Origin of the sequence: Paraburkholderia flagellata, from assembly GCF_021390645.1 — a bacterium.
Classification (GTDB): domain Bacteria; phylum Pseudomonadota; class Gammaproteobacteria; order Burkholderiales; family Burkholderiaceae; genus Paraburkholderia; species Paraburkholderia flagellata.
Genome location: NZ_JAJEJT010000004.1, coordinates 17,058 through 38,901, shown reverse-complemented (window position 1 = coordinate 38,901; position 21,844 = coordinate 17,058). Strand labels below are relative to the sequence as shown.

General features: G+C 59.7%; 21 protein-coding genes and 1 pseudogene. 8 read left to right on the top strand and 14 right to left on the bottom strand.

From position 1 onward, the window contains the following. The 8 genes from L0U83_RS30810 to L0U83_RS30775 form a co-directional block, all read right to left on the bottom strand. On the bottom strand, positions 1 to 420 hold the full coding sequence (locus L0U83_RS30810) for a biotin/lipoyl-containing protein (protein WP_233887983.1): 420 nt from the start codon (positions 418 to 420) through the stop codon (positions 1 to 3). After that, complete coding sequence (accC, locus tag L0U83_RS30805) at positions 417 to 1,784, bottom strand: acetyl-CoA carboxylase biotin carboxylase subunit (protein ID WP_233887982.1); 1,368 nt, start codon at positions 1,782 to 1,784, stop codon at positions 417 to 419. The genes L0U83_RS30810 and accC overlap by 4 nt, the downstream gene beginning before the upstream one ends. Before the next feature lie 6 nt (positions 1,785 to 1,790). After that, the gene (locus tag L0U83_RS30800; protein ID WP_233887981.1) at positions 1,791 to 2,222 is read right to left on the bottom strand and encodes an acetyl-CoA carboxylase biotin carboxyl carrier protein; all 432 of its coding nucleotides are present in this window, start codon (positions 2,220 to 2,222) and stop codon (positions 1,791 to 1,793) included. Between the two features lie 10 nt (positions 2,223 to 2,232). Further along, positions 2,233 to 3,009: a LamB/YcsF family protein gene (locus tag L0U83_RS30795; protein ID WP_233887980.1), complete on the bottom strand. Its 777-nt coding sequence runs from the start codon at positions 3,007 to 3,009 to the stop codon at positions 2,233 to 2,235. 39 nt (positions 3,010 to 3,048) lie between these two features. After that, complete coding sequence (locus tag L0U83_RS30790) at positions 3,049 to 4,029, bottom strand: 5-oxoprolinase subunit C family protein (RefSeq protein ID WP_233889073.1); 981 nt, start codon at positions 4,027 to 4,029, stop codon at positions 3,049 to 3,051. Beyond that, entirely contained in the window at positions 4,026 to 4,733 is a 708-nt protein-coding gene (pxpB, locus tag L0U83_RS30785) for a 5-oxoprolinase subunit PxpB (protein WP_233887979.1), read from the bottom strand. Before pxpB ends, L0U83_RS30790 begins: the two co-directional genes overlap by 4 nt. Positions 4,734 to 4,811: 78 nt before the next feature. After that, on the bottom strand, positions 4,812 to 6,146 hold the full coding sequence (locus L0U83_RS30780; RefSeq protein ID WP_373321148.1) for an MFS transporter: 1,335 nt from the start codon (positions 6,144 to 6,146) through the stop codon (positions 4,812 to 4,814). Next, positions 6,143 to 6,796, bottom strand: coding sequence for a DUF4286 family protein (locus L0U83_RS30775; RefSeq protein ID WP_233887978.1), 654 nt, complete (start codon positions 6,794 to 6,796; stop codon positions 6,143 to 6,145). The genes L0U83_RS30780 and L0U83_RS30775 overlap by 4 nt, the downstream gene beginning before the upstream one ends. Positions 6,797 to 6,992: 196 nt before the next feature. Here L0U83_RS30775 and L0U83_RS30770 point away from each other — a divergent pair, with 196 nt between their 5' ends. Then, the gene (locus L0U83_RS30770) at positions 6,993 to 7,904 is read left to right on the top strand and encodes a LysR family transcriptional regulator (protein ID WP_233887977.1); all 912 of its coding nucleotides are present in this window, start codon (positions 6,993 to 6,995) and stop codon (positions 7,902 to 7,904) included. Positions 7,905 to 7,934: 30 nt separating this feature from the next. Here L0U83_RS30770 and L0U83_RS30765 read toward each other — a convergent pair whose 3' ends face one another. Beyond that, positions 7,935 to 8,855, bottom strand: coding sequence for a LysR substrate-binding domain-containing protein (locus L0U83_RS30765; RefSeq protein WP_233887976.1), 921 nt, complete (start codon positions 8,853 to 8,855; stop codon positions 7,935 to 7,937). A gap of 193 nt (positions 8,856 to 9,048) precedes the next feature. On the opposite strand from L0U83_RS30765, the gene L0U83_RS30760 reads away from it, so the two are divergent. The 6 genes and pseudogenes from L0U83_RS30760 to L0U83_RS30735 all read left to right on the top strand — a co-directional run. After that, positions 9,049 to 9,708: an RraA family protein gene (locus tag L0U83_RS30760; RefSeq protein WP_233887975.1), complete on the top strand. Its 660-nt coding sequence runs from the start codon at positions 9,049 to 9,051 to the stop codon at positions 9,706 to 9,708. A 29-nt stretch (positions 9,709 to 9,737) separates the two neighbouring features. Further along, positions 9,738 to 10,418 (top strand): RraA family protein, encoded by a 681-nt coding sequence (locus L0U83_RS30755; protein ID WP_233887974.1) that lies wholly within the window; start codon positions 9,738 to 9,740, stop codon positions 10,416 to 10,418. 3 nt (positions 10,419 to 10,421) lie between these two features. Further along, entirely contained in the window at positions 10,422 to 11,063 is a 642-nt protein-coding gene (locus tag L0U83_RS30750; RefSeq protein ID WP_233887973.1) for an RraA family protein, read from the top strand. Beyond that, entirely contained in the window at positions 11,063 to 12,280 is a 1,218-nt protein-coding gene (locus tag L0U83_RS30745; protein WP_233889070.1) for a pyridoxal phosphate-dependent aminotransferase, read from the top strand. Before L0U83_RS30750 ends, L0U83_RS30745 begins: the two co-directional genes overlap by 1 nt. 84 nt (positions 12,281 to 12,364) lie before the next feature. After that, on the top strand, positions 12,365 to 13,171 hold the full coding sequence (locus L0U83_RS30740; RefSeq protein WP_233887972.1) for an alpha/beta fold hydrolase: 807 nt from the start codon (positions 12,365 to 12,367) through the stop codon (positions 13,169 to 13,171). Positions 13,172 to 13,321: 150 nt separating this feature from the next. Next, positions 13,322 to 13,807 (top strand): annotated as a pseudogene (locus L0U83_RS30735) (amino acid permease); the annotation flags it as partial. Positions 13,808 to 14,022: 215 nt separating this feature from the next. On the opposite strand, the gene L0U83_RS30730 reads toward L0U83_RS30735, so the two are convergent. The 5 genes from L0U83_RS30730 to L0U83_RS30710 all read right to left on the bottom strand — a co-directional run bounded on the left by L0U83_RS30730 (position 14,023) and on the right by L0U83_RS30710 (position 20,098). Next, positions 14,023 to 14,526: a hypothetical protein gene (locus L0U83_RS30730; protein ID WP_233887971.1), complete on the bottom strand. Its 504-nt coding sequence runs from the start codon at positions 14,524 to 14,526 to the stop codon at positions 14,023 to 14,025. Positions 14,527 to 14,623: 97 nt separating this feature from the next. After that, positions 14,624 to 15,121, bottom strand: coding sequence for a hypothetical protein (locus L0U83_RS30725; protein WP_233887970.1), 498 nt, complete (start codon positions 15,119 to 15,121; stop codon positions 14,624 to 14,626). Then, the gene (locus tag L0U83_RS30720) at positions 15,114 to 17,438 is read right to left on the bottom strand and encodes a hypothetical protein (RefSeq protein ID WP_233887969.1); all 2,325 of its coding nucleotides are present in this window, start codon (positions 17,436 to 17,438) and stop codon (positions 15,114 to 15,116) included. The genes L0U83_RS30725 and L0U83_RS30720 overlap by 8 nt, the downstream gene beginning before the upstream one ends. After that, positions 17,435 to 18,979: a site-specific integrase gene (locus L0U83_RS30715; protein WP_233887968.1), complete on the bottom strand. Its 1,545-nt coding sequence runs from the start codon at positions 18,977 to 18,979 to the stop codon at positions 17,435 to 17,437. The genes L0U83_RS30720 and L0U83_RS30715 overlap by 4 nt, the downstream gene beginning before the upstream one ends. After that, positions 18,980 to 20,098: a tyrosine-type recombinase/integrase gene (locus L0U83_RS30710; RefSeq protein ID WP_233887967.1), complete on the bottom strand. Its 1,119-nt coding sequence runs from the start codon at positions 20,096 to 20,098 to the stop codon at positions 18,980 to 18,982. It abuts the gene before it with no gap. A gap of 1,079 nt (positions 20,099 to 21,177) precedes the next feature. Between L0U83_RS30710 and L0U83_RS30705 the strand changes: the two genes are divergently transcribed. Beyond that, a complete protein-coding gene (locus L0U83_RS30705; RefSeq protein WP_233887966.1) occupies positions 21,178 to 21,597 on the top strand; it encodes a hypothetical protein in 420 nt (139 codons plus the stop codon). The last annotated feature ends 247 nt before the right edge of the window (positions 21,598 to 21,844 follow it).

Below are 21,844 nucleotides of genomic sequence, written 5' to 3'. Positions count from 1 at the left end.
TCATTCGACGGTGCAGGAGATTTCCATCAACTGATCCCCGTAACCGACCAAGGCGCCCTCGGGGGCGAGCAAGGCGCCAACCCGTCCGGCCTTGGGCGCTACGACGGGGAAAAACACTGATTCGACCTGGACATATGCCAGGCTCTGGCCTTCGGCAGCGAAGGCGCCGTCGGGTTCGACCGCCTCCAGTTGTAGCGGATGTGCGTAGCGAATAAAGCCGGAGCATGGCGCACGAACACTGGCCGACATTTCCTCGGGAGATCGCGTGGTGCTCGCGCGCCATGACCTGTTTGCATTGTCGGTTTCCGACCGTGTGGAGCATACGAGTGTCAACGTCTCATCGCCGTCCCTGACGAGGCATCGAGTGAGGCCAGACGACTCTATCGTCGCGACGAGGCGTTCGATATCGTGGATATTCATGGTTGAGCGTCACCTTGAAATGCGTTTGATTCGATCAGACGTTCGAGATGATGAATGTCAAAACCGCCCTCAGTGAATCCAGGCTCGAGCATCAGTGTCCGATGTAACGGGATTGAACTGTCGATTCCCGCCACGACTGTTTCGTCTAGCGCCACGCGCATGCGTGCAATGGCTTGTTCGCGCGTTTTCCCGTGAGCGACGAGCTTTGCGATCAGCGAGTCATAGTTCGGCGGAATCGAGTAGCCGGGGTATAGATGAGACTCTACGCGGATGCCGGGGCCGCCCGGTGCGATCCATGTCTCGACTTTTCCTGGTGATGGCGTGAATTTCCAGGGATGCTCCGCAGTAATCCGGCACTCGATCGCGTGTCCTGTGACCTCGATGTCAGACTGTTTGACGGAGAGGGGTGCACCCATGGCTATACGGATCTGCTCAGCCACGATGTCGATGCCGGTTACCATCTCGGTTACCGGGTGTTCGACCTGCACGCGCGTATTCATTTCGATGAAGTAAAACTCGCCGTTCTCGTAGAGAAACTCGAACGTTCCGGCGCCGCGATAGCCAATTCTCAAGCAGGCTTCAGCGCACAGCTGACCGACGCGGCTGATCTCATCGCGATCGATGCCTGGTGCGGGAGACTCTTCGATCACTTTCTGGTGCCGCCGCTGCATGGAACAGTCACGTTCCCCGAGCCATATGGCGTTGCCGTGCATGTCGGCGAGCACCTGGATCTCCACGTGCCGCGGATGCTCCAGGAAGCGCTCGATATAGACTGTGGCGTTGCCGAACGCAGCGGCCGCCTCCTCGCGTGTCAGTGAAACGGCGGAAATGAGGTCCGAAGACGCGCGCACGACCCGCATGCCTCGGCCGCCGCCACCGCCGGCGGCTTTCACGATGAGCGGGTAACCCACTTCGGCGGCGATGCGAGTAACGGTTTCAACATCGGTAGGCAATGGACCGTCCGCCCCAGGCACACACGGTACGCCTGCCTCACGCATGGCTCGCTTGGCGCTGACCTTGTCGCCCATGAGGCGAATGGACGCCGAAGTCGGACCGATGAACGTGAGCCCCGCGCCTTCGACGGCTTCGGCGAAATCCGCGTTTTCCGAAAGGAACCCATAGCCGGGGTGGATAGCGTCCGCGTCAGTCAGTCGTGCCGCGATCAGCAGTTCGCTTTTCTGCAGATAGCTTTGCGCGGATGCGGCGGGGCCGATGCATAGTGCCTTGTCGGCAAGCTGTACGTGTCTAAGGTCGGCGTCGGCCTCGGAATGGACAGCGACGGTCTTGAGGTCGAGAGCACGGCACGCACGCAAAATTCGCAGCGCAATCTCGCCGCGGTTGGCAATCAGTACGGTATTGAACATCTCAGCTCAGCTTTCTATGGGTTCGATGACGAACAGAGGCGTGTTGTGCGCGACAGCGGCGCCGTCCGCGACGAGGACCTCAGTGAGGCGTCCACGCCTGTCGGCCTCCACGGGATTGAGAAGCTTCATCGCTTCCACTAGTCCGAGTGTGTGGCCCTCCTCGACGATGTCGCCCGGCGAGGCGAATATGGGCTGCCCGGGGCCGGGCGTCCGGTAGAAGGTCCCCGTCATTGCAGAACGCACGACATGCCCTGCCGGCGCAGTCGGACACGGTGGCGGCGCGGGCTCGTTGTTCTGGGGGCGCGGCGTGTGGCCCGTATCTGCCAAAACTCGGTCGCGGACAAGCCAGACTCGCTGGCTACCGTTCGAATAGTCGATTTCGCAAAGCGATGAGCGCTCGAGCAGGGCGATGAGTCCATCAATGAGTTCCTGATTCATCGACGCGTCCTTAGCTGAACGACTTGACCACAATGCCTGCGTCTTCCAGGGTACGTCGCACGTTGGCCGCCATTTCGATGGCTCCGGGCGTATCGCTGTGGACGCAGATCGTGTCGATCGGGACTTTCAGCATGCGTCCGGAGATCGTCTCGATTGCACCCTCGCGGACCATCCTCAGCATGCGCGCTGCGGCCTCGTCAGCATCGTGCAGTACGGAACCCGGCACCTTGCGCGGCACGAGATGACCCTCTTCATCGTACGCGCGGTCGGCAAAGACTTCGCTTCGGACTTGCAGGCCGGTCTCCCGGCAGACCTTTTCCATGACCGCACCTGCGAAAGTCATGCAGATGAGTTCTGGATTCACCGCGATGATGGCGCGCGCGATGGCCTTCGCGACGTCCTCGTCAGTTTGGGTGAGGTTTCCGAGTGCGCCGTGCGCCTTGACGTAACTGATGCGGTGACCAGCATAACGCGCGAGCGCTTCCGCCGCGCCGATCTGATAAGCGATCAGACGCTCGATCTCGCCGGTCGTAAATGGGATGATTCGGCGACCGAAGCCCCAAAGGTCGGGGAAGCCCGGATGCGCCCCGACGGCGACGCCGCGCTCCCTGGCGAGCGCAAACGTCCTCGCCATGATTTCGGGATCTCCGGCATGTTGACCGCAGGCTACGTTGGCCGAAGTGACGATATCCAGAATCGCCTCGTCGTCGCCCATCCTGTACGCACCAAAGCCTTCCCCCATATCGGAATTGAGATCGACTTCGACTGGTTTAATCGTGGTGTTCATTTGCGGAATCCTCTCAGCATCTGTTTGATAAAAGGCACGTCAGCCGCGATGTCCCGTCAGCGCGAGTGCAGACCAGATGCGGCTGAGTTCCTGTGCTTGCTCACGCAGTGCGGCGACGGCAATATCGATATCGGTAATCTGGAAGCGAACGCGGCACCCCACCGGTGCCTGCGCGAGTTTCCAGAGATCAGCTTCGATCACCGTCGCGATCTTGGGATAACCGCCGCAAGTGTTTGCTTCGGCAAGCTGAACGATCGGTTGACCGGAAGGCGGAACCTGAACGGTGCCCGGAACGATGCCGTGCGAGAGCAGTTCGATTGGCGCTTCGAGTGGAAGCGTGGAACCGCTCAGACGGTAGCCGACCCGATTGGCGTCCGTGGTAATTTCGTAGTCTGATTCTTCGAACGATTTTCTTGCGCTGGCTGTGAAGAGCCGATATTCAGCGCCTTCGAGCACGCGGACAATCACTTGCCCAGCTGATAGCTCTTGCCAGAACGACGGCAGGTCTTTTGGCACGACGCCGAGTCCACTTGCGCGTCGTTGGGGCACGCTGGGACCCGGACGGCGTTTGAGCGTATCGCCTCGTTTGAGGCCGCGTCCTTCCATGCCGCCGAAGCTTGCCTTGAGATCAGTCGAGCGCGAACCCATAACGGGCTCGACATCGATACCTCCGCCGATCGCAAGGTAGGCGCGCGCACCGCGCCGGGGATGCTCGATGACGACCGTCTGGCCTCCCCGGGCGGAGCGCCCCCACCAGGGGGCAACGAGTTCGTTTTCGACGCGCACCGGACAGTCGGCGCCGGCGACAGCGAAGTCGAGATCTTCGACAAGACGGAAGCGAAACGGAAACAGACTAATTTCAATACCCGCTTCACTAGGTTCGTTGCCGACCATCGCATTGGCGACCGACAGCGCGAGGCTGTCCATCGCGCCGCCGCGACTCAGCCCGTTATCAAGGTATCCACGCCGTCCGAGATCCTGAATGAGATTCGCGGCACCGCTCGATAGAACTTCAATCACAGCTCGACCCTCTTTACGGAAAATTGAACCCGGTCGCCGGGTGCCAGCAGACACGCTTCACGCCGGTCCAGCTGGAACATTTCAATGTCGGTTTTTCCGATGAGGTGCCATCCGGACGGCGCAGTGCACGGCATGACGCCAGCCTGCGTGCCGCCGACGATCACCGTGCCTGCGGGCACTTTCATCCGCGGAACCTTTCTTCGCGGTACATGCAGTTCCGCGGGCAGGCCAGCCATGTAGGCAAAGCCTGGCATTGAGCCGATGCAGGCAACGGTGTAGACCGCGCTGGAATGTCGCCGCACATACTCCCTGACATCGAGAGAAGTGTTCGCCGCTAGCTGCGAGAGGTCTTCTCCAGCCTGACCGCCGTAGACCACAGGGATTTCAATTTCACGTCCAGCGTGCTGGGATGGCTCGACAGTCTCCCACAGGCGCAGCAGCAGCGCACCGGCGTCGTACGGATGGGTTTGCAACGGGTCGAAGACAAAGAGCAGGTTGTTTACGCCGAGCACCACTTCGTGTGGTGAACCATTCCCAAACGATTCGTGAATTCGCCGGCCTAGTGCGATGAGGCGCTGTTGCAGTTCGGCGTCAAATGAGCCGTTTGCCGGATCGAACAATACTGCTCCTGCGCCGGCCGCATGGATGCGCGGCTTCGTTTTGGATAGCGTTTGCGGCTCCAGCAGTTCTACAAAGGAGTTCATACAGCGTTTCTCGTCAGTCAACGTGCAATGCAACGGGAACATGGTGGGGGGCCGGACCGTGTCGAAGCCCGGCAGGCGTCATTCGGCAAGCGGCTTTCCTGCCGTTTCTTTTGCAGCGAGCAGCGCAATTAAGGTGATCACCAGTCCACTGGCGATATAGAGGCAGATCAACGTCGTCGACTGGTATGCCTTGTAGAGGCTGGCAAAAACAAGAGGCCCAAACGCTCCGCCAATGATTCCGCCAAGCGTTGCCGAAAGGGAGGCGCCTGCGTAGCGGACTCGGGTCGGGAATTGCTCGGTGACGAAAGCAGCTTGCGGGCCATACATCATGGCCTGAAAGAGCATGCCAACGACGACGGCTACGCAGATGTTGACCGCCTGGCAAGTCCCCATGAGGTAGAAGTAGGCAAACGCCCAGAGAATGGAGAGGACGGCCCCCGCGCCATAGACGACACGTCGCCCCAGGCGATCGGACAGCCCGCCAAAGAGCGGAACGCAGAAGGCATGAAGCGCCGCGCCGAGCATCGTCGCCAGCAGGGCAAGTGAGCGCGGCATATGCAGAACACTTGTGACATAGGTGAGCGTGAAAACGACAAGCAGGCCGTAGACAATGTCGGAACCGATGCGAACGCTTCCGGCGATCAAAAGGCGCCGCCAATGGCCGGAAAAGACTTCCTTGATCGGCATCTCGACCTTGTGGTGGTGGCGCTCGAGTTGCTTGAACAGGGGAGTCTCATCCACGCCGCGGCGCAACCACAGGCCGAACGCCACGAGTACCGCGCTCGCAAGAAAGGGAATGCGCCAACCCCACGACTGGAAAGCGTCGGCTGGTAAAGCTGCCGTGCACACCGTGAGGAAGCCTGCGCCAAGCAGAGTTCCGCACGCAGGTCCAACCTGTGCCCAGGACGCGTTCCTGCCACGCTGCTTCTCGTCCCCGTGCTCCATGGACAGGAGCACCGCACCGGCCCATTCGCCGCCGATGGCCGCGCCCTGGAGGAAGCGCAGCGTCACGAGCAGGACAGGACTCCAGACGCCCCACACCTGGTAGGTGGGCAAGAGTCCCATCAAACCCGTCGCGGTGCCCATCATCACGAGGGTAGCGACGAGCACGAAGCGGCGTCCTAGCTTGTCACCGAGATGACCGAAGATAACGCCACCAAAGGGGCGCGAAAGATATCCTACGGCGTACGTGGAAAACGCCAGGATAGTACCCGAGAGCGGGTCGAACGACGGGAAGAACACGGCATTGAAGACCAGCGCGGCCATCAGGTTATAGACCGTGAAGTCAAACCATTCGAGCGTGGTGCCGATCGAGCTCGCAGCCGCGAGTCTTGCCATCGGCGGCCGGCTTTGCGGCGTGTCATTCAGTTCGACGGATGATTGCTGGTTCAGGGTCGATGCATTGTCCATCACGAGCACTCCCGCGATTCGAGGTTCCATGCAAGCGCATAACGTGCGGCGGCGGTCGGCGCGCATGGGAGGTTGTCAATGGCTTCAGATAGCGCGGATTCGCTTGACCGCGTGCTGCTGCTTTCGATGATGAATATGGGTGCGATCCGGCGTGTGGAGAGGTCTTCGAGTGGCAGTGGACGGCTCAAGGTGTCATCCGGAGTCAGTAGGTATGAGCGGACGAAGCCGGGCTGCTGTGCAAGTGCTTCGCCTACCGCGGCACATCTCTCGCTCAACCGCCCCGGTGTCTCGGTAACAAGCAGGGCCAAGACGGCAACGAATCCGCCATTGCCTTTTCCCACTTCCGCACTGAGTTCTCCGATCCGACGTGTAGGCGCGAGCATCTTCGGCAACACCTTTTGCGACCACGGTGTTTGATTCTTGAAGGCGTGTGCGTATTCGGGGGAATCGAACGCCTCGATCGACCCTGCCCAGTACAGCGCGAGATATTTCGGTCCGCCATCGACTGCGACGTATCGCGAAGCAGCAATCACACCATTCATCCGCACGCGATCTTCAAGGTGCTCACGGTCGTACCACTCGTTGAAATCCTCTTCATCTTCGCGTCCCACATCCGCCGCCACAAACAACATCCCACGTCGGCCTGTTTTCATCTGTCGCCTCTGCTCCACTTGTTGGATGTCCGATCGTCCCAACCCAAAAAGGGCTGGGCAAACGGGTTTTTCTTGGGCGCTTTGATAGATTTTTCTTTTCAGGCAAGCTATGACGGCGCCGCAACGAATTGGGGTGCGAGCGGGCTGCATGGATGCTTCGGGAAAGCCCTAACGTAAATTCGGATGAACAAGACGCATGAACACACGATTTCTTGAGAGTTTCCTGCTTGTGGTTCAACTGGGGAGCTTTCGTGCCGCTGCAGACCAACTGCATGTGACGCAAGCAGCCATCTCGAACCGCATCGCCGCGCTGGAAGAGGAGATCGGCGCGCGCGTCTTCATACGCGGCCCCGGGGATCTGCGGTTGACGCCGGTGGGTTTACGGCTAATAGGCTACGGCGAACGCATGCTTGAACTGCAGAGCGAAGTCATGCAGCTTGGCCAGACTGATCAGAAGCTGCTGGGCGGTGTGCGGATAGGGGCGATCGACACGATTGTCCACACGTGGCTGGTCGATTTTGTTCAGCATCTCCAGTCTTCATATCCCGGCATCGAGGTACAGCTGAGTGCCGAATCGACCGAACGTTTGAACAGGAGTCTGCGAGACGGCGAGGTGGATATCGCGCTACAAACTGATCAGATGATAGGCGAGGGCATCGTCAGCAGAATCTGCCTTCCAATGGCGATGGGTTGGGTCGGGCGCGCCGGAGAGTGGCCAGAGTCGCGCTCTGATCTGCGTGCAATGCTCTCGGGACCCGTTGTCACGATGAGCCGTGGCTCCCAGCCTTATCTCGTGCTGAAGGACGTCTACAAGCGTGTTGGGATCCCGATGGGAAAGGTCCATTGCGTCAATTCCATTTCGGCAATCATACGGCTCGTCAAATGTGGTCTCGGCAACGCCTTGATTCCGCTTCCGCCGGTCAAGGATCAGGTTGATCGTGGCGAGCTCGAGATCATTCACTTCGACATGCCATTGCAGCCACAGGGGCTCGTTGTGAGCTACCTCGAGAGCCGGGCATCGGAGGCGATCCGTTTCGTAGCCGAACTGGCCTGCCAGGAGGCCGATCGGTTCATGCGCTCGATGCCGCCTCCGTTTGCACCGGAATAGAACACCATTGCGCGACAGACAGCGCGCTTCTCAACGTCCTGTCTGTCGAGTCTTGCGATTCTTCAGCCAGGCGACCACTTCGTCGACGAGAGGGTGATGGCGTTGCGTGTTCCAAAGCAACGCGGCGGTCACCACCTCGATCTTCTCCTTGAGTGGCCGCACGACCACATTCTCCGGAGCCAGCTTGCGCATCGACGAAGGAACCAGCGCTACACCCTGCCCACACCCGACATAGGCGATCTGCGACGTGACCGAACGCACTTCGTGCGTCACGCGCGGCGTCAAGCCGTGTGCACGGCAAACCGACGTCAACAGGTCGAAGTACATTGGGCTGACCTGCCGGGCCGACATCACGAGTTGCTCGTCGGCCAGCGATTGCAGCCGCACTCTGGGCAACGCGGATAACGCGTGCTCTCTGGGGAGCGCAACTGCCAGCCGGTCCCGTGCGAGGGGCATGGTTGCGATTCCGCTGCCGACTTCTCCATCGACACGGACGAAGGCCAGGTCGAGTTCCCCCGCCTCCAGTGCAGGAATCGCGTCGACGCTGTCGATTTCGCTGACGAAAACCGTCAGGTGCGGATGAGCCAGCTTCAGTGCGTTCAGCACTGGAGGCACCGTTTCCAGCATCGCGGAGGTGATCGCGCCAACGTGTAACACGCCGGATTGACCTGCAGCAACCTCACGGACGACTCGCTCGAGTCGCTCGACCTGGCCCGCGAACTGCCGCACGGCGGGGAGGATCGCTGCACCTGCGGGGCTGAGTTGCGTACCCCGGCGAGAGCGATTGAACAACTGCAGTTTCAGCGACTGCTCCAGAACCTTGATCTGCTCGGTCAACGGCGGCTGCGACATATTCAGGCGCTGGGCGGCCCGGCCGAAGTGCTGTTCTTCGGCTACCGCGAGAAACATCCATAGCTGACGTATCAGCCTGAAGTCGATCGTATTACTCATACTGAACTTACTCCTTGGGACTCGCATTGCGGTGTCCAGGCGCACCACTAGCGGTCGCTAGTATCGGGCTACCGGTCAGAATTTTCCGAGTTCCGCTGATCTGCACAGCGTATCAGACAGATACGAAATACAAAATTTACATACCAGACGCAAGCGGTGACGATGGCTACACCTGTCAACGGACCTCACCGCCATGAACCCGATTTCGCTCCTCGACCGTCTCGCCGCGCTCGATACAAACACGATCTCCGACGCACTCGACTTCCTCGGCCTGGCTGGCGCGACCTATGGCCTGCGCCCACTCTGGGATTGCCCCAAGATCGTCGGTCGCGCCAGCACGATCCAGCTTGGCCCGAAGACCGATGCCAAACCGACAGTGCATTTGATTTCCCCGGTGATTGACGCAGTGACGGCAGATGACCGCGTGCTGGTGATCGCGGGCGGCGTCGACGGCATTTCCTGCTGGGGCGACATCCTCGCTAACGCTGCGACGGCGAAGCAGATTCGCGGCTCGGTCATCGACGGCCTGAGCCGGGATATCGAAGGTAGCGAGTCGATCGGTTATCCGGTCTACGGTCGTGGCATCACGATGATCAGCGCGCGCAATCGGGTGATTCAGATCGATTCGGGCAAGCCTGTCCAGATGGCCGGCGTCACGGTGCGCGAAGACGATTTTGTGATCGCCGACCGCTGCGGCACGGTCTTTGTGCCCGCCGATCGCATTGACGAAGTGCTCGATCTGGGCGAGCGCATCGCACGGCGCCAGGACGGCATGGTGGCCGCAGTGCGCGCCGGCCGGTCAGTTGCCGAAGTGATGCACGACAAGGAATTCGAGGCCATTCCGGTCCGCTAATCAGAAAATTCTCTTTCGGAGCTTTACAAATGACGAATCCCCTGAAGGCGAGCGCCGAAGACCAGGAACTGGTTGCGCTGTTTGCTGGTCTCGATACCCCCGGCGTGTCGGACGCCATGGACAAGCTGGGTCTGCATGGTCAGGCCCTCGGCATCATGCCGCTCGCCGATTGTACGAAGGTCGTCGTGGGGCCGGCGTTCACGGTGAAGTATGTGCCGGCCAGCGCGCCGCCGGGCACCGTCGGTGACTTCATCGATGACGTCGCGCAAGGTGATGTGGTTGTCATCGACAACGATGGCCGTACAGATTGCACTGTCTGGGGCGACATCATGACTCAGTACGCAGGACTGCGCGGCATTGCGGGGACGGTGATCGATGGAGTCTGCCGCGACGTGAACAAGGCGCTCGGCGACAACTACCCGCTGTTCACGGCGGGGCGCTTCATGCGCACCGGCAAGGATCGTGTACAGGTCGAATCGGTGAACACGACGGTCGGCATCGGCACCGTGCGTGTAGCCGCCCGCGACATCGTCGTGGCGGATGCCAATGGTGTCGTCGTCGTACCGCGAGGCCGCGCCCGCGAAGTGGCGCAGGTCGCTCGCCAGATCGAAGAAGTCGAATCGCGCATCCGCGAACAGATTGCACAGGGCAAGACGCTGGGCGACGCGCGCTCGGCGCTCGGTTACCACACACTGCAAAGCAAGGCCTGAATCATGAACCCGTCAAAGACCTATGATGCGGCGCTGCTGGAACAGGCCCGAAAACTTGGCACCTCGACACTGTATGAAGCGTCGGGAATTTTCACCAGTTCGGTCGATCCGCTCATTCGCACCGTGTGGCCGGGCGCGTCGGTCGCAGGTCCGGCATATCCGCTCGAGTGTTCTCCCGGTGACAATCTGTCCATCCATATCGCAATGGAGCGGGTGCCGCGTGGCAGCGTACTCGTCATATCGACCGGTAGCTTTGTTGCTGGCTACTGGGGTGAGGTGCTGACGGTCGCCGCCGAGGCCGCCGGCGTGGCAGGTCTCGTTATCGACGGTGGCGTTCGCGATATCGCCGCGCTTACCGCGCGACGGTTCCCGGTGTTCACGCGTGGCATTTCCATGCGTGGCACGATCAAGGCCAGCGCGCCGTCCGTGGGGGAGCCGATCAGCTTCACCGGCACACCGGTGGCGGCTGGAGATCTGGTGGTCGCGGACGACGATGGTGTCCTGATCATTCCAGCGACCCGCGTCGAGTTCACCTTGACCCAAGGTCAAGCGCGCGCCGACAAGGAAGCCACGATGATGGAAGCGCTGACTAAGGGGCAGTCCACCCTGGAACTGATGGGTCTAACGAGTTGGAGGAACGCCTGATGACTGCGGCAGCCTATGGGTTGAATCGATTTCTGGCGGCAGCCAGGCCCTCAGCCACCTATCGCGTGATGGATCGCGTCGCGGTACGGCGCGCGAGCGGCGCACAGGTGATTTCGCTTAGTGCCGGCGAGCCGGATTTCGACACGCCGGAGCACGTGCGGGAGGCGGGGATCGCGGCCATTCGCGCAGGGCATACCCGTTATACCCAGGTGGCGGGCCTGCGAGCACTGCGCGAGGCGATCGCGGCGAAATTCCAGCGCGAGAACGGCCTTGACGTGGACTGGCGTAACACGCTGGTGTGCAGCGGTGGCAAGCAGGTGATCTTCAACGCGCTTGCCGCAACGCTTAACGAGGGCGACGAGGTCATCGTGCCCGCGCCGTACTGGGTTAGTTATCCCGAGATCGTGCAGCTGTGCGGCGGCAAGTCGGTAGTCGTCGCGTGCGGCAGCGACAGTGGCTTCAAGCTCACACCGCACGCGCTTGAGGCCGCGATCACGCCGAATACGCGCTGGCTCATCCTGAACTCGCCGTCGAACCCGACGGGTGCCGTCTATAGCCGCGCTGAGCTACAGGCGCTGGCCGAGGTGTTGCTCGCGCACCCACAGGTGCTGGTCCTATCTGATGATATCTACGAGCATCTGATTTTCGACGGCATCGAGTTTTTCACGATCGCCCAGGTTGAGCAGAGACTACGCGATCGCGTCCTGACGATGAATGGGGTGTCTAAGGCGTACGCGATGACGGGCTGGCGTATCGGATTCGGCACCGGCCCTGGCTGGCTGATCGAAGCGATGGAGAAGCTACAGGGGCAGCAGACTTCGGGAGCTTCGACGATTTCTCAGTATGCCGCGCTCGCCGCGTTGACGGGCCCGCAGGATTTCATCGTGCAATCACGCGTAGCGTTCCAGCGTCGGCGCGATTCCGTGGTCGAGCAGCTCAATCAGGCCCCCGGACTGCATTGCGAAGTTCCACAAGGCGCGTTCTATGCTTTCGCATCGTGCGAAGGCCTGATAGGGAAGACGACGTCGGCGGGTACGCACCTGGACAGCGACGAGGCCGTGGTGAATGCGCTGCTCGACGAGGCCGGCGTAGCAACCGTACACGGAAGCGCGTTCGGACTTGGGCCGTATATCCGTATTGCCTACGCGCTGGATGACGCGTCTCTGTCGCGCGCATGCGGAGCCGTAGGGGACTTCTGCAAGACGCTGACGAATTGAACCACGCCGTAACAATCCCCGGTCTCGATTGACAGGATGCGTCAAGTCCGGGGGAAAACGTTCCTTATTTGGAGAAAAAATTCCATGCGCCTTGAGTTTACCAGGCCTCGGTTCTCGTTCACCCTCGACGGCACGGCCGTCGATGTGTCAGCCATTCAGCGCGATGGCGACAAGGCGCCGATCGTATTCCTGCACGGATTCGGTTCTACGAAAGAAGACTACGCCGATATTGTGCGTCATGAGCACTTCGATGGGCATCCGTTCGTCGCATATGACGCCCCGGGCTGCGGCGAAACTGTTTGTACCGATCTCTCGAAGGTCAGCATTCCGTTCCTTGTGGAAACGGCGCTGACCGTGCTCGAGTTCGTGGCGTTTGATCGTTTCCATCTCGTCGGGCATTCGATGGGCGGGCTGACTGCCTTGATGCTCGCCCACCGATTTCCGCAGCGGGTGCTCAGCTTTACGGACATCGAGGGAAACATTGCGCCCGAAGACTGTTTTCTCAGCCGACAGATCGTCGAACACCCGCGCGAAGACGCCAACCGCTTCTTCGACGACTTCATCGAGCGAACCCGTCATGCCCCCGCCTATGCAAGCGCGTTGTATGCGGCGAGTCTGCGTCACAAGGTTCGGGCGGAGGCAGTGGGTGGCATTTTTCGATCGATGGTCGACCTGTCTGACAATGCAGACTTGATGGGCAAATTCCTCAGTCTTCCGTTTCCGAGAATGTTCATGTACGGCGAGCAAAATGCGTCGCTGTCCTACCTGAAGCATATCCAGGAGCAGGGTGTAGAACTGGCCGAAATCCCGGATTGCGGCCACTTCCCGATGTATTCGAATCCGGTGCTGATGTGGAATGCTATCGCGGGATTTCATGCACGTGCGGGTTGATTTGCCTTGCTGATGATACGGCCCAGTGACGCAGTCGTCGATATGACGACGGCTTTGCAAGCGTCCGACCGCGGAAGCTCGATTGTCGAGCTTCTTAACAGGCGGGAGACGGTGTCAGTTGCAAGACTGATGGCGGAGACAATATTGAACATGAACAAACAGAAAAGAGCACCAGTTGTGCAGGGTAACGATGAGGTCAGCCGCAAAGACTGGCTGGAATCTCACGAATCCGGATATCACAGACACTGGGCAAGCGCCAGATTCAGATGATCGCGATTGGCGGGGCTATCGGGACGGGCCTCTTTCTCGGAGCAGGCGCTCGCCTGCAGGCAGCGGGGCCGTCTCTTGCAATCGTCTATCTCGTGTGCGGAGTGTTTTCCTTTTTTATCCTGCGCGCGCTCGGCGAACTGGTGATGCATCGCCCGAGCAGTGGCAGCTTCGTGTCATGCCCGTGAATTCCTCGGTGAGAAAGCATCCTTCGTGGCTGGCTGGATGTATTTCCTCAACTGGGCTATGACCGGCATTGTCGATATCACTGCGGTTGCGTTATACATGCACTATTGGGGTGCATTCGGCGCAGTGCCGCAATGGGTATTCGCGCTGATCGCGCTTCTCATCGTAAAAAATGCGAATCTTGGCACCTATGGCACGGTGTTGCGTCGGTTTGGATTTTCAGGTTTTGTTATATTTCAACGGGGAAGGCGGCCGAGTTATCCACAGGATATGGCCGTTTTAACAAGTTCCCCGTTGCGCATCGCCAACCGGGACTGTTGTTGCGCCGAGTATTACCAGACGACGCAACACGATACTCACCAAGAGCGATCAATGACGGCCGTCGTGTTGCGCACGATCTAGCTGGTTTGCGATCTGGGGCCGACGCCGAGTTGCCACAGCATGTCGATGTTTTTCAGGTACAGGGCAACTTTCTCGGGCGGAGCGTGGATGATCGCATGCCCATCTTCACCAACGCCGGCCACGTGTGCGGTCCACGGGTCTTCCAGGCATTGGCACATGTCGCTGATGTCGTCGCGATACTGCTGCAGCTTTTCCGGATCCCAATCGCTTACCAGATCGGACGCCAGGAGAATCGTTAGCGTGCCTTTCCGCTCACCGATATACCGCACGGGGGAGAGTAGCCCGCCGACGTAAAGCATCATGACGGCGTCGATCACGCGGTCGTCGTGATCTTCATCCCAGATGACCGCGAAGTCGAGGAAGGCGCACCGGTCGATTCTGTTCAGGAACTCGTCGTGCCATACCGGCACCCGAAGCACCGAGTAGTGGGTTCCGCGACCCAGGTTGCCGACTGGGCGGGTTTCATCGTGTAGCGTCTGGAAGAACGGGCAATAGGACATCAAACGCTCCTTTCGGGAGAGAAGCGGCTTCCGCCGCGGAACCTCAGCCATTTCGTAGCTGGGGTGTCGAGCAAACACTATCACACCGCTGGGATGGTCATCGTCGCTTTGTGTCTGCGCGGCGTTCTGATTCGGCCGGCGGCATCGCCGATACCGGCGCAGCAGGTATCGCGCCGAGGGCGGCGAGCTTGTCGCGCGCCTCCCGATGGTGCTCATAGAATTTCGCCCACTTGCTGAAGCCACCGAGTTCGCCGACAGCACGCAGCATGGCGAGGTGAGAGGCGGTAAGCAACTGCACGGTAGCTTCGAGCTCTGCGATGCGCATGTCCTTGTCGGCCAGCGACGCAGCCGTGTCGGCGCCGGAACGTTTCGCGATCCGGCCGCGCCAGCGCCTGTACGCTGACTGCCGCTGCTGATACTCGGCAAGCAGGCGACTGCGAGACTCGCTGCGGGTAATAGACGATGCCGCATTGATGGTCGGATGCAACCGGGCAACAGCGCGCGCCGTAATGTCTTCGTCTTCAGCCAGCAGCGTCTCAAGAATCTCGCGCATCTGCTCGTCGCCGTGCAATATCGATTCGCCGGGTTCAGTCATCAAGTACTCCTCGTTGTGGCGGTATGGAGAGGTCGATGCCTTCCGGGAAGGGGTGTTTGCCAGGTGGCGTCGCGAGCAGCTTCTGAACACCGGCCAGCCGCTTTTCGGCGTGCTCAAGCTGGTTCTTCCAGCCGAAGCTCGTTGAGGGGCGGCCCTTGATCGTTTCCAGCGCCAGCTTAAGCTTGCCTTCGAGACGGACGAGGTTCTGCCGGTGCTCCGGGAGGTCGGTTGCCGAGAGATGACGACAGTCGGCGAAGCACTCGAGATGTCTGGGGCAAGGGTCGACTGTGAACGAGTTCAGGCAGTGCCCATAGGGTGTGGCATGGAATCCGTCAGCTTCAGCACGCAGGTATTCGTACGCGGCCATGTCGCCTTCAGCGACCTGGATGCGCCGGAACGCATCAACGACCGGCCCAGAAGCCTTGCGAACCTTGATGAGCTTCGCCACCGTGGTGGCTTTCTCACCCAGCATTAATTCGATATCCTGTGGAATTTCAATATGATCAAGATCCTCGGCAAGACTACGATGGTCGTACTCGTAACTCTGTGCGACGCTGCGTCGATTGAACCGCTTCGAGATGATCGTGTCGGCAACGCCCAAACGGAACAACTCGGTATTCTGCAGATGGCGCAGCATATGTGATTCCAGCTTCAATGTCCGGTCATCATCGTTCTGACCGTACTTCTCGAAGAGCGATGGGAGTTTCCTGTCGTCCCCAAGTGCAAGCCCGATGAACCAGGGGTCTGGCCGATTGACTGCCATGTAGCGAGTCACATCGCACAGACCATCATTGCGTTCTTCCGTGAGCGCGCGCTTGGGCTGTACAAACAGGAATTCCCACGGTTGAACCACACCAGATGCCAGAGGTAAAGGAGCGAGGTCGGATACCTTCGTTGGTATCGTACGCCTGATATGCTCTTCGAGTTCGCGGACGTGGAGATACGTTGTATGCCAGTCCATCCGTTCGGCGAGATCAATCGGTGAACCGTCGCCATGCCGGAAACGAAGGTACGTCTCGCCATTGCACATCGCTGTCTTCAGGCGATTTCCGAACATGTAGACAGCCATGTCGAGGGTGCGATTGCCGCCGCGCCAACGGTCGTGCTGATACTCATGCAAGTCATCAAGGACGGCGGGATCGAACCCAGCCCGATAGCGTTCGATGAATGCTCCTCTCTCAATTTTCAACCAGAACGGGTTGCCCGTGAGGCGAGGGTAGATTTCGGTCACAGGTACGACGGTGTCGGGCGGGTACCAAGGCAGCAGCCGTCCCGTTTCACATTGCAACTTCAACGTGGTGCGCAGGGGCTCCGTAATCGTCGCTACGTGGTCGAGGGTCTGAGTCAGCAGCGTACGGAACATCTCCGGTACCGGCTGGGTGCCCTCGCACAGGACGCGGCTGTCGGCCTCGCCGTCCTGCTGCTTCTCTGCGAAGTGGCGGATCATCAAGGACGTCGAGATTCCGCCAGACCGTCCGGCTGGCCGCCCCTTCGAATCCAGGTACGTTCGCTCCCGCTTCCAGTCGAGCGGCAGCAGCGCGACTTCGCCTGCGCGCATCCCGGTCACGATCAGGACTCGCATGGCTGCGAAGCGCACGGCGTCGATGAACGTCTGCGGCTTCTCTGTCATCACGATACGTGTCAGTTCCCAGAACGCGCGTCGCTCAGGCAGACGTTCGTTGCGTTTGCGAGCCTCCAGATCGTCGCGGAGTCTTTCCTGCGACCAAAGATGTTTTGCCTTGATCGCACTTTTGCTTTTCATCCGCGGAACAGCGAGCGCAGGATACAACGGCCCCGCGTCGCAGATGTGTTGCGCGTCGAGCACGACCCTGACGATACCAACAACCAAGTCCCCCAGCTTCCCCGAGAGCTGGACAGCCTTGCCAATGCGAACAGCAACGTGGAGGTCGTCAACGGTTAGCGACCAAGGCTCCTTGTCCGCGCATGTTGCAATAAGTCGCAGGGGACGCGCGACGCATGCAGCTACATGTTCGGTCGTGTTACGCCTGAACAGTAGCTGCTCTGCGACCGCCGCCTTGACCAGATCCTGCCATGCGTCCGACAGCGGCTTCTTTTCTACCGGCACCAACCCTCGCGCTGCACGCTCCGCATTCACGAGTGCCAGTGCCTTTGTCTCCGCGCCAAGATCTCGCAGATAGTGAGTTTTTGGCGGCACATCGCCGGCGGCAGCGGTAAGATTCCATCCCCGCCCGTCCCGGGCAGCTCCCGTTTCGTCCAGGGGCATTTCCCAGCGCAGCCCTCTTTCGGACGCGAGCGTCTTGCCCAGCTCGATATACGCAAGGTAGTGACGATTCATCGGCTCTCGTCCTCAAGCTCGCCAATGACCATCTGGATTTCGGCGATCGTGCGCTGCAACTGGAGATAGGTCGGAGATTGGGCGTCGCCACGCGAGCTTTGCTCGAAGAACATGACCACCTCGCGCATCGAGGCCAGCACGCTCTCATGCATTGCCCTGTCATGCAAGGGCATGAACTTCCTGCAGCCGTAGCATGACGTCACCGGGTTGTAGGGGCACGCTGGCTGTCCCGACGTGCAGCCGCCGATACCTGCGATCGGGATGCCGTGAGGCACACCGGCGATTTGCTGCTCACCCTTGAGCAAGGTGAGCTCTTCCGGGGAGATGAACCGGTCGTGCGCGAACTTTGCGACGCGTCGATAGACATCCGATGCACCCAGCGCCCGGTTGACACGCTCCGCGTGGGAGGCTGAAGTCCTGAAGTAGACCAATCCGGTCTGCACGTATGAATGCCCCAGGAACTCGGCAAGTTCTTCGTGGCTCGCGCCCGCGTCAACCAGCCTCTGGGCTGCCGTATGTCGCAGGTCCGTGGCCGTGCCAAGCTCTTCCGAACCGATCAATTTCCTCACGAGAGAGGCGATTCGCGATCCCGTTTCGTAGTTCGACCGGACAGGGAAGAGACGCCCGGAATTCGCATCGTCCCTGGCAGTCCATCGCGCGTCGATGGCAACGAAGATCGGAGCCCATTCGCGCTTGACCCGGCGCGTCAGCGGTTTTTTCTTCGAGCCGTTGCGCTGCTTGGCCATGTGGAAGGTCAGGTGAACCGTGGGCAGTCCCTCCGGGGTATCCTCCCAGATCCGCACATTTCTCCTGGCGAGCATCGCTATCTGGATCGGACGCATACCGAACTGGTACGCGCACAGCAACATGCCCGCGTCGCAAATGTCGTCGAATGATACCGATGGCACCGATGATACGGCGAGAGTGGCGGCCATTTCGTCCAGATATCGCACGATTGCAGCTTCTTCGTCGGCGCCGAGAAATACGTCTCCCGAGCGGACGCCAGCGTGCGCGTCACGGGTAGGCAAGGGTAGAGCCGTGTGAAGGTAGGCGCGGTATTCGACTGACCATCCAAACAGGCGATACGTACATAGCAGATGGAGCAAGCACTTCGCGCACAGATACACGTGCACAGGCATGCACCGGGCTCGCAAGGCGGCCCAGACAGGACCGATACCAGCGGGGCCCGCACGCAAGAGGGCTACCACGTCAGCTGCGTTCAGGTGATGGGCATAGGAGACGTAAAGCGCGGCCGTTGCAACGCTCAGGTCCTGCCCGAGAATGGCAATAAAGACGTGCTTGAAGACGAATGCACGTTGCGCATCCAGCCGCGAGAAGTCAACGTTGACGCGATTGCCGTTAATCAGCAATTCGAACACTGGCTGCTCGAGCGGAGCCCGGATGGAACGGGGCCGGTCGTTGAAGTCGTCGTAGTAACGGATGACTGGTGGCAGGTCCGGCAGTTCCGCGCAAAGTATCTCGATGACGTCATCCGCCTCTTGCCCCTGGAACGAGCTTTTTGTTGCCGGAAACCTGCTCATCTAGTGCCCCTTGGGAAGCGCGCGCAACAAGGCTATGCGGTCGTCGAACGCGTCGTTCCACACGCCAGCCAGGCGATCTTCGAATACTGCCCGCGCATACCGCGATGGCATCGAGGATGTCTTGGACCAGCCGAAGAAGGTGCGCAGTTTCTGGATCGCTTCGTCCATCGCATCGCCTTGTTCGAGCAGCTGATGGAGCCGCACGGCAGCAGACGTGTGGCGAAGATCGTGCGGAGTGACAGATTCCTTGCCCGTGCGTTCTTTCAGTTCCTTCAGGACAGGCGCAGGCAAGCAACGTGAGACCTGCGCAAACATCTTTGTCAATGCCTCCGTCGACAGCGGCAAGCCAGCCTGGGAGTTGAGCAGAAACGAATGCTGCGGTCGGCCACGATAGTTTTCCGCGTACGATTGCACCAAGCTCGCGGTCAATTCACTGACCGGAACCTGACGGATCGAATGCGCGGTCTTGATGCCAGGTTTCGAGTAACGCGGGTCATCGTTCAGGTCCTCGTACTCGTTTTCCTGAACGTTGAGCCAGTATCGCGTTCGGCCTTGCCTGTCGTCGTAGGCACTCTTTATCGCGTCGACAGGTAACAGCAGGATTTCGCCGCGACGCAGTCCCTGATGCAGCATCAATACAAACGCGATGAAGGCACGCCAGCGGGTCTGCTCACGCGCGAACGGACTCCCGGATGATTCGGGATCCAGAATTTCGTACAGCGCCTTGACCGTGCTCGCCGGCAATGAACGGACGGCCTCGATCGACCTGACTCTGCGAACGTGAAGCTGGCTGTAAAGCGTCGAAAGCCGGGTCAGCTGTTTTTCAATGCGCCGAATTCTGTCGTCAGCAGCCTGACTCCTGGACACCCACGTCACAATTGCTGTGACGAACGCCAAGCCGGTCTGCCAACGCTTTTCATCTATGGCGGTGCCGTCAGGCTGATTGCGGATCGATACGAACCATGACTCAAGAATCTCGGCCAGCACCTCGTCGTTCAGCGTTCCCAGCGCGACGTCCAGCGACGCCTCGCCGCGAAGCTGGTCGGCGTGTTGATACAGGTTTTCGATGTAGCGTAGCGCCTTGACGTGCGTCGAATCGGCCAACTGAGCCGACGACATGGCCGACCAGACTGCAGCCCAGTACCGGGGCAAACCGTATTGATCCACCAGAACCGGGCCTCGCAGCCCAGGCGGCACAGAGGCATCTGACAGTCGTATAAGCATTCGTGCGTCCGCTCAATTGCGCAACGCCAAAAGATACCATTTATCAGATGTATGTTGTGGTCATAAGACCCTGAAATGCCGCCGAGCCGCAACGGCTGTAAACATACTAGCTAATGCGATAAATAAGCTTATGTTAGATTAAATAGGAATCTTGATTATTAGCAGCCTTTCATCTGTGATCACGTTGGCCGGGGCGATCGAGGAGGTTCCGGGTTGCGCGCTTGTCGGACACGGGCAGCAACCGATGCTGGAAGCGGGATCCAATCTGCCAAAAAAATCGCAGTTTCTACGTAGAAATATATTTGCCTCCCCTGCAAGGCAGTGGTCACCGCTGCCCTCAAATCTCAACCCGAAGAGGCTGGGTTTCAACAGGAACAGTTATATCTGGCGCGTACGAGCCAGAGCCGCTTTTTCGCGCTCGCGAGCAACCGAGTCCAGCCTTCCTCTGTACTATTCCAGACGAGAGTGAAACGAGAACGTTTTTACAGACAAGCAAGTTTACAAAATTTTAATAGAAACGGGGTCAAATGTGCTGGGGCGCGTCGCCGCGATAATCCGCTCAATCATCAGAAAATGATGGGGACGGGACGAGGCGGCGAGTCGAGTTGACGGATCAGCAGACGTACTGTGCATTACGGATCGAGCTGTACGTTATTTGCTTTGTGTACGGCGAAAACGTACAGACTAAAACTAACGTACGACAACGCCAGATTCCCGATTTTCAGCAGCGTCCGGTGAGGCGGGCGATCCTGTGTACGATCTCCGCTCACCGCACGCTAATTATCGACTAGGTGCGAATGACGTACGCGCAGTGCGTGGGACAACGCAGCCCTTTGGGGCTTCACTCTGTAGAAAGACAGAGCGGGCGTTGATGGTATTCGAAGAGTTGTCTTATAACTATATTTTTCCCGTGTCCGGCCTTTCGTGTCAAACAGGCTCGCCCACATTCTCAATTCCAGCAGAGGAACTTCGAGATGGTCATGTTGAATGAGCGTCGTCGCCGCCTGGAAACAATACGGACCATATTCGAACAGGGCGATTGGCTGACCGCAGAGCAGATCAACTCACGGCAAAAGCGGCCGCCTGTGAGCAAGTCGCAGCCGGCGACCGACTGGATGCGAAGGGGGCTTATCTATAGCGTAACGGTCGAAGGTCAGGCGTATTTTGCTGCCTACCAGTTCGACACGGCTTGCCAACCGCAGCCTGTCATCCTCAATATTCTCGCGGCGCTCGGAGCCGTCGCCGACACCTGGAAGATCGCCGCGTGGTTTCACTACCCGAACGGGTGGCTCAGTGACGAGCGGGCGCAGGCGGTTGCTCCAAAGGATGCGTTGTATCGTCCTCAGGAAGTCATTGCGGCAGCGAGACGCTACAGCGGGAGCCATGTCGCGTGAGCGTCGTGACGCTCAATGCAGGTCATATTTGTCGGTAAGACTATCCGCCGGGCTGCGAAAGGGTGTGCATTGCCCGGAGCTTGACCCGTGGTACGCGGATGCCCACCGCATTCTGGCGATGCTGCTCGAAGACGTGGCGACCCACAGGACCTGGTCCGCCATTTGAACGGGTATCGCCGGCTGACTATCTGAGCGTGGCGGGACGTAAGGTGGCTTCGTATGGAAACGTTCAGTCAGGCTTCGCAAG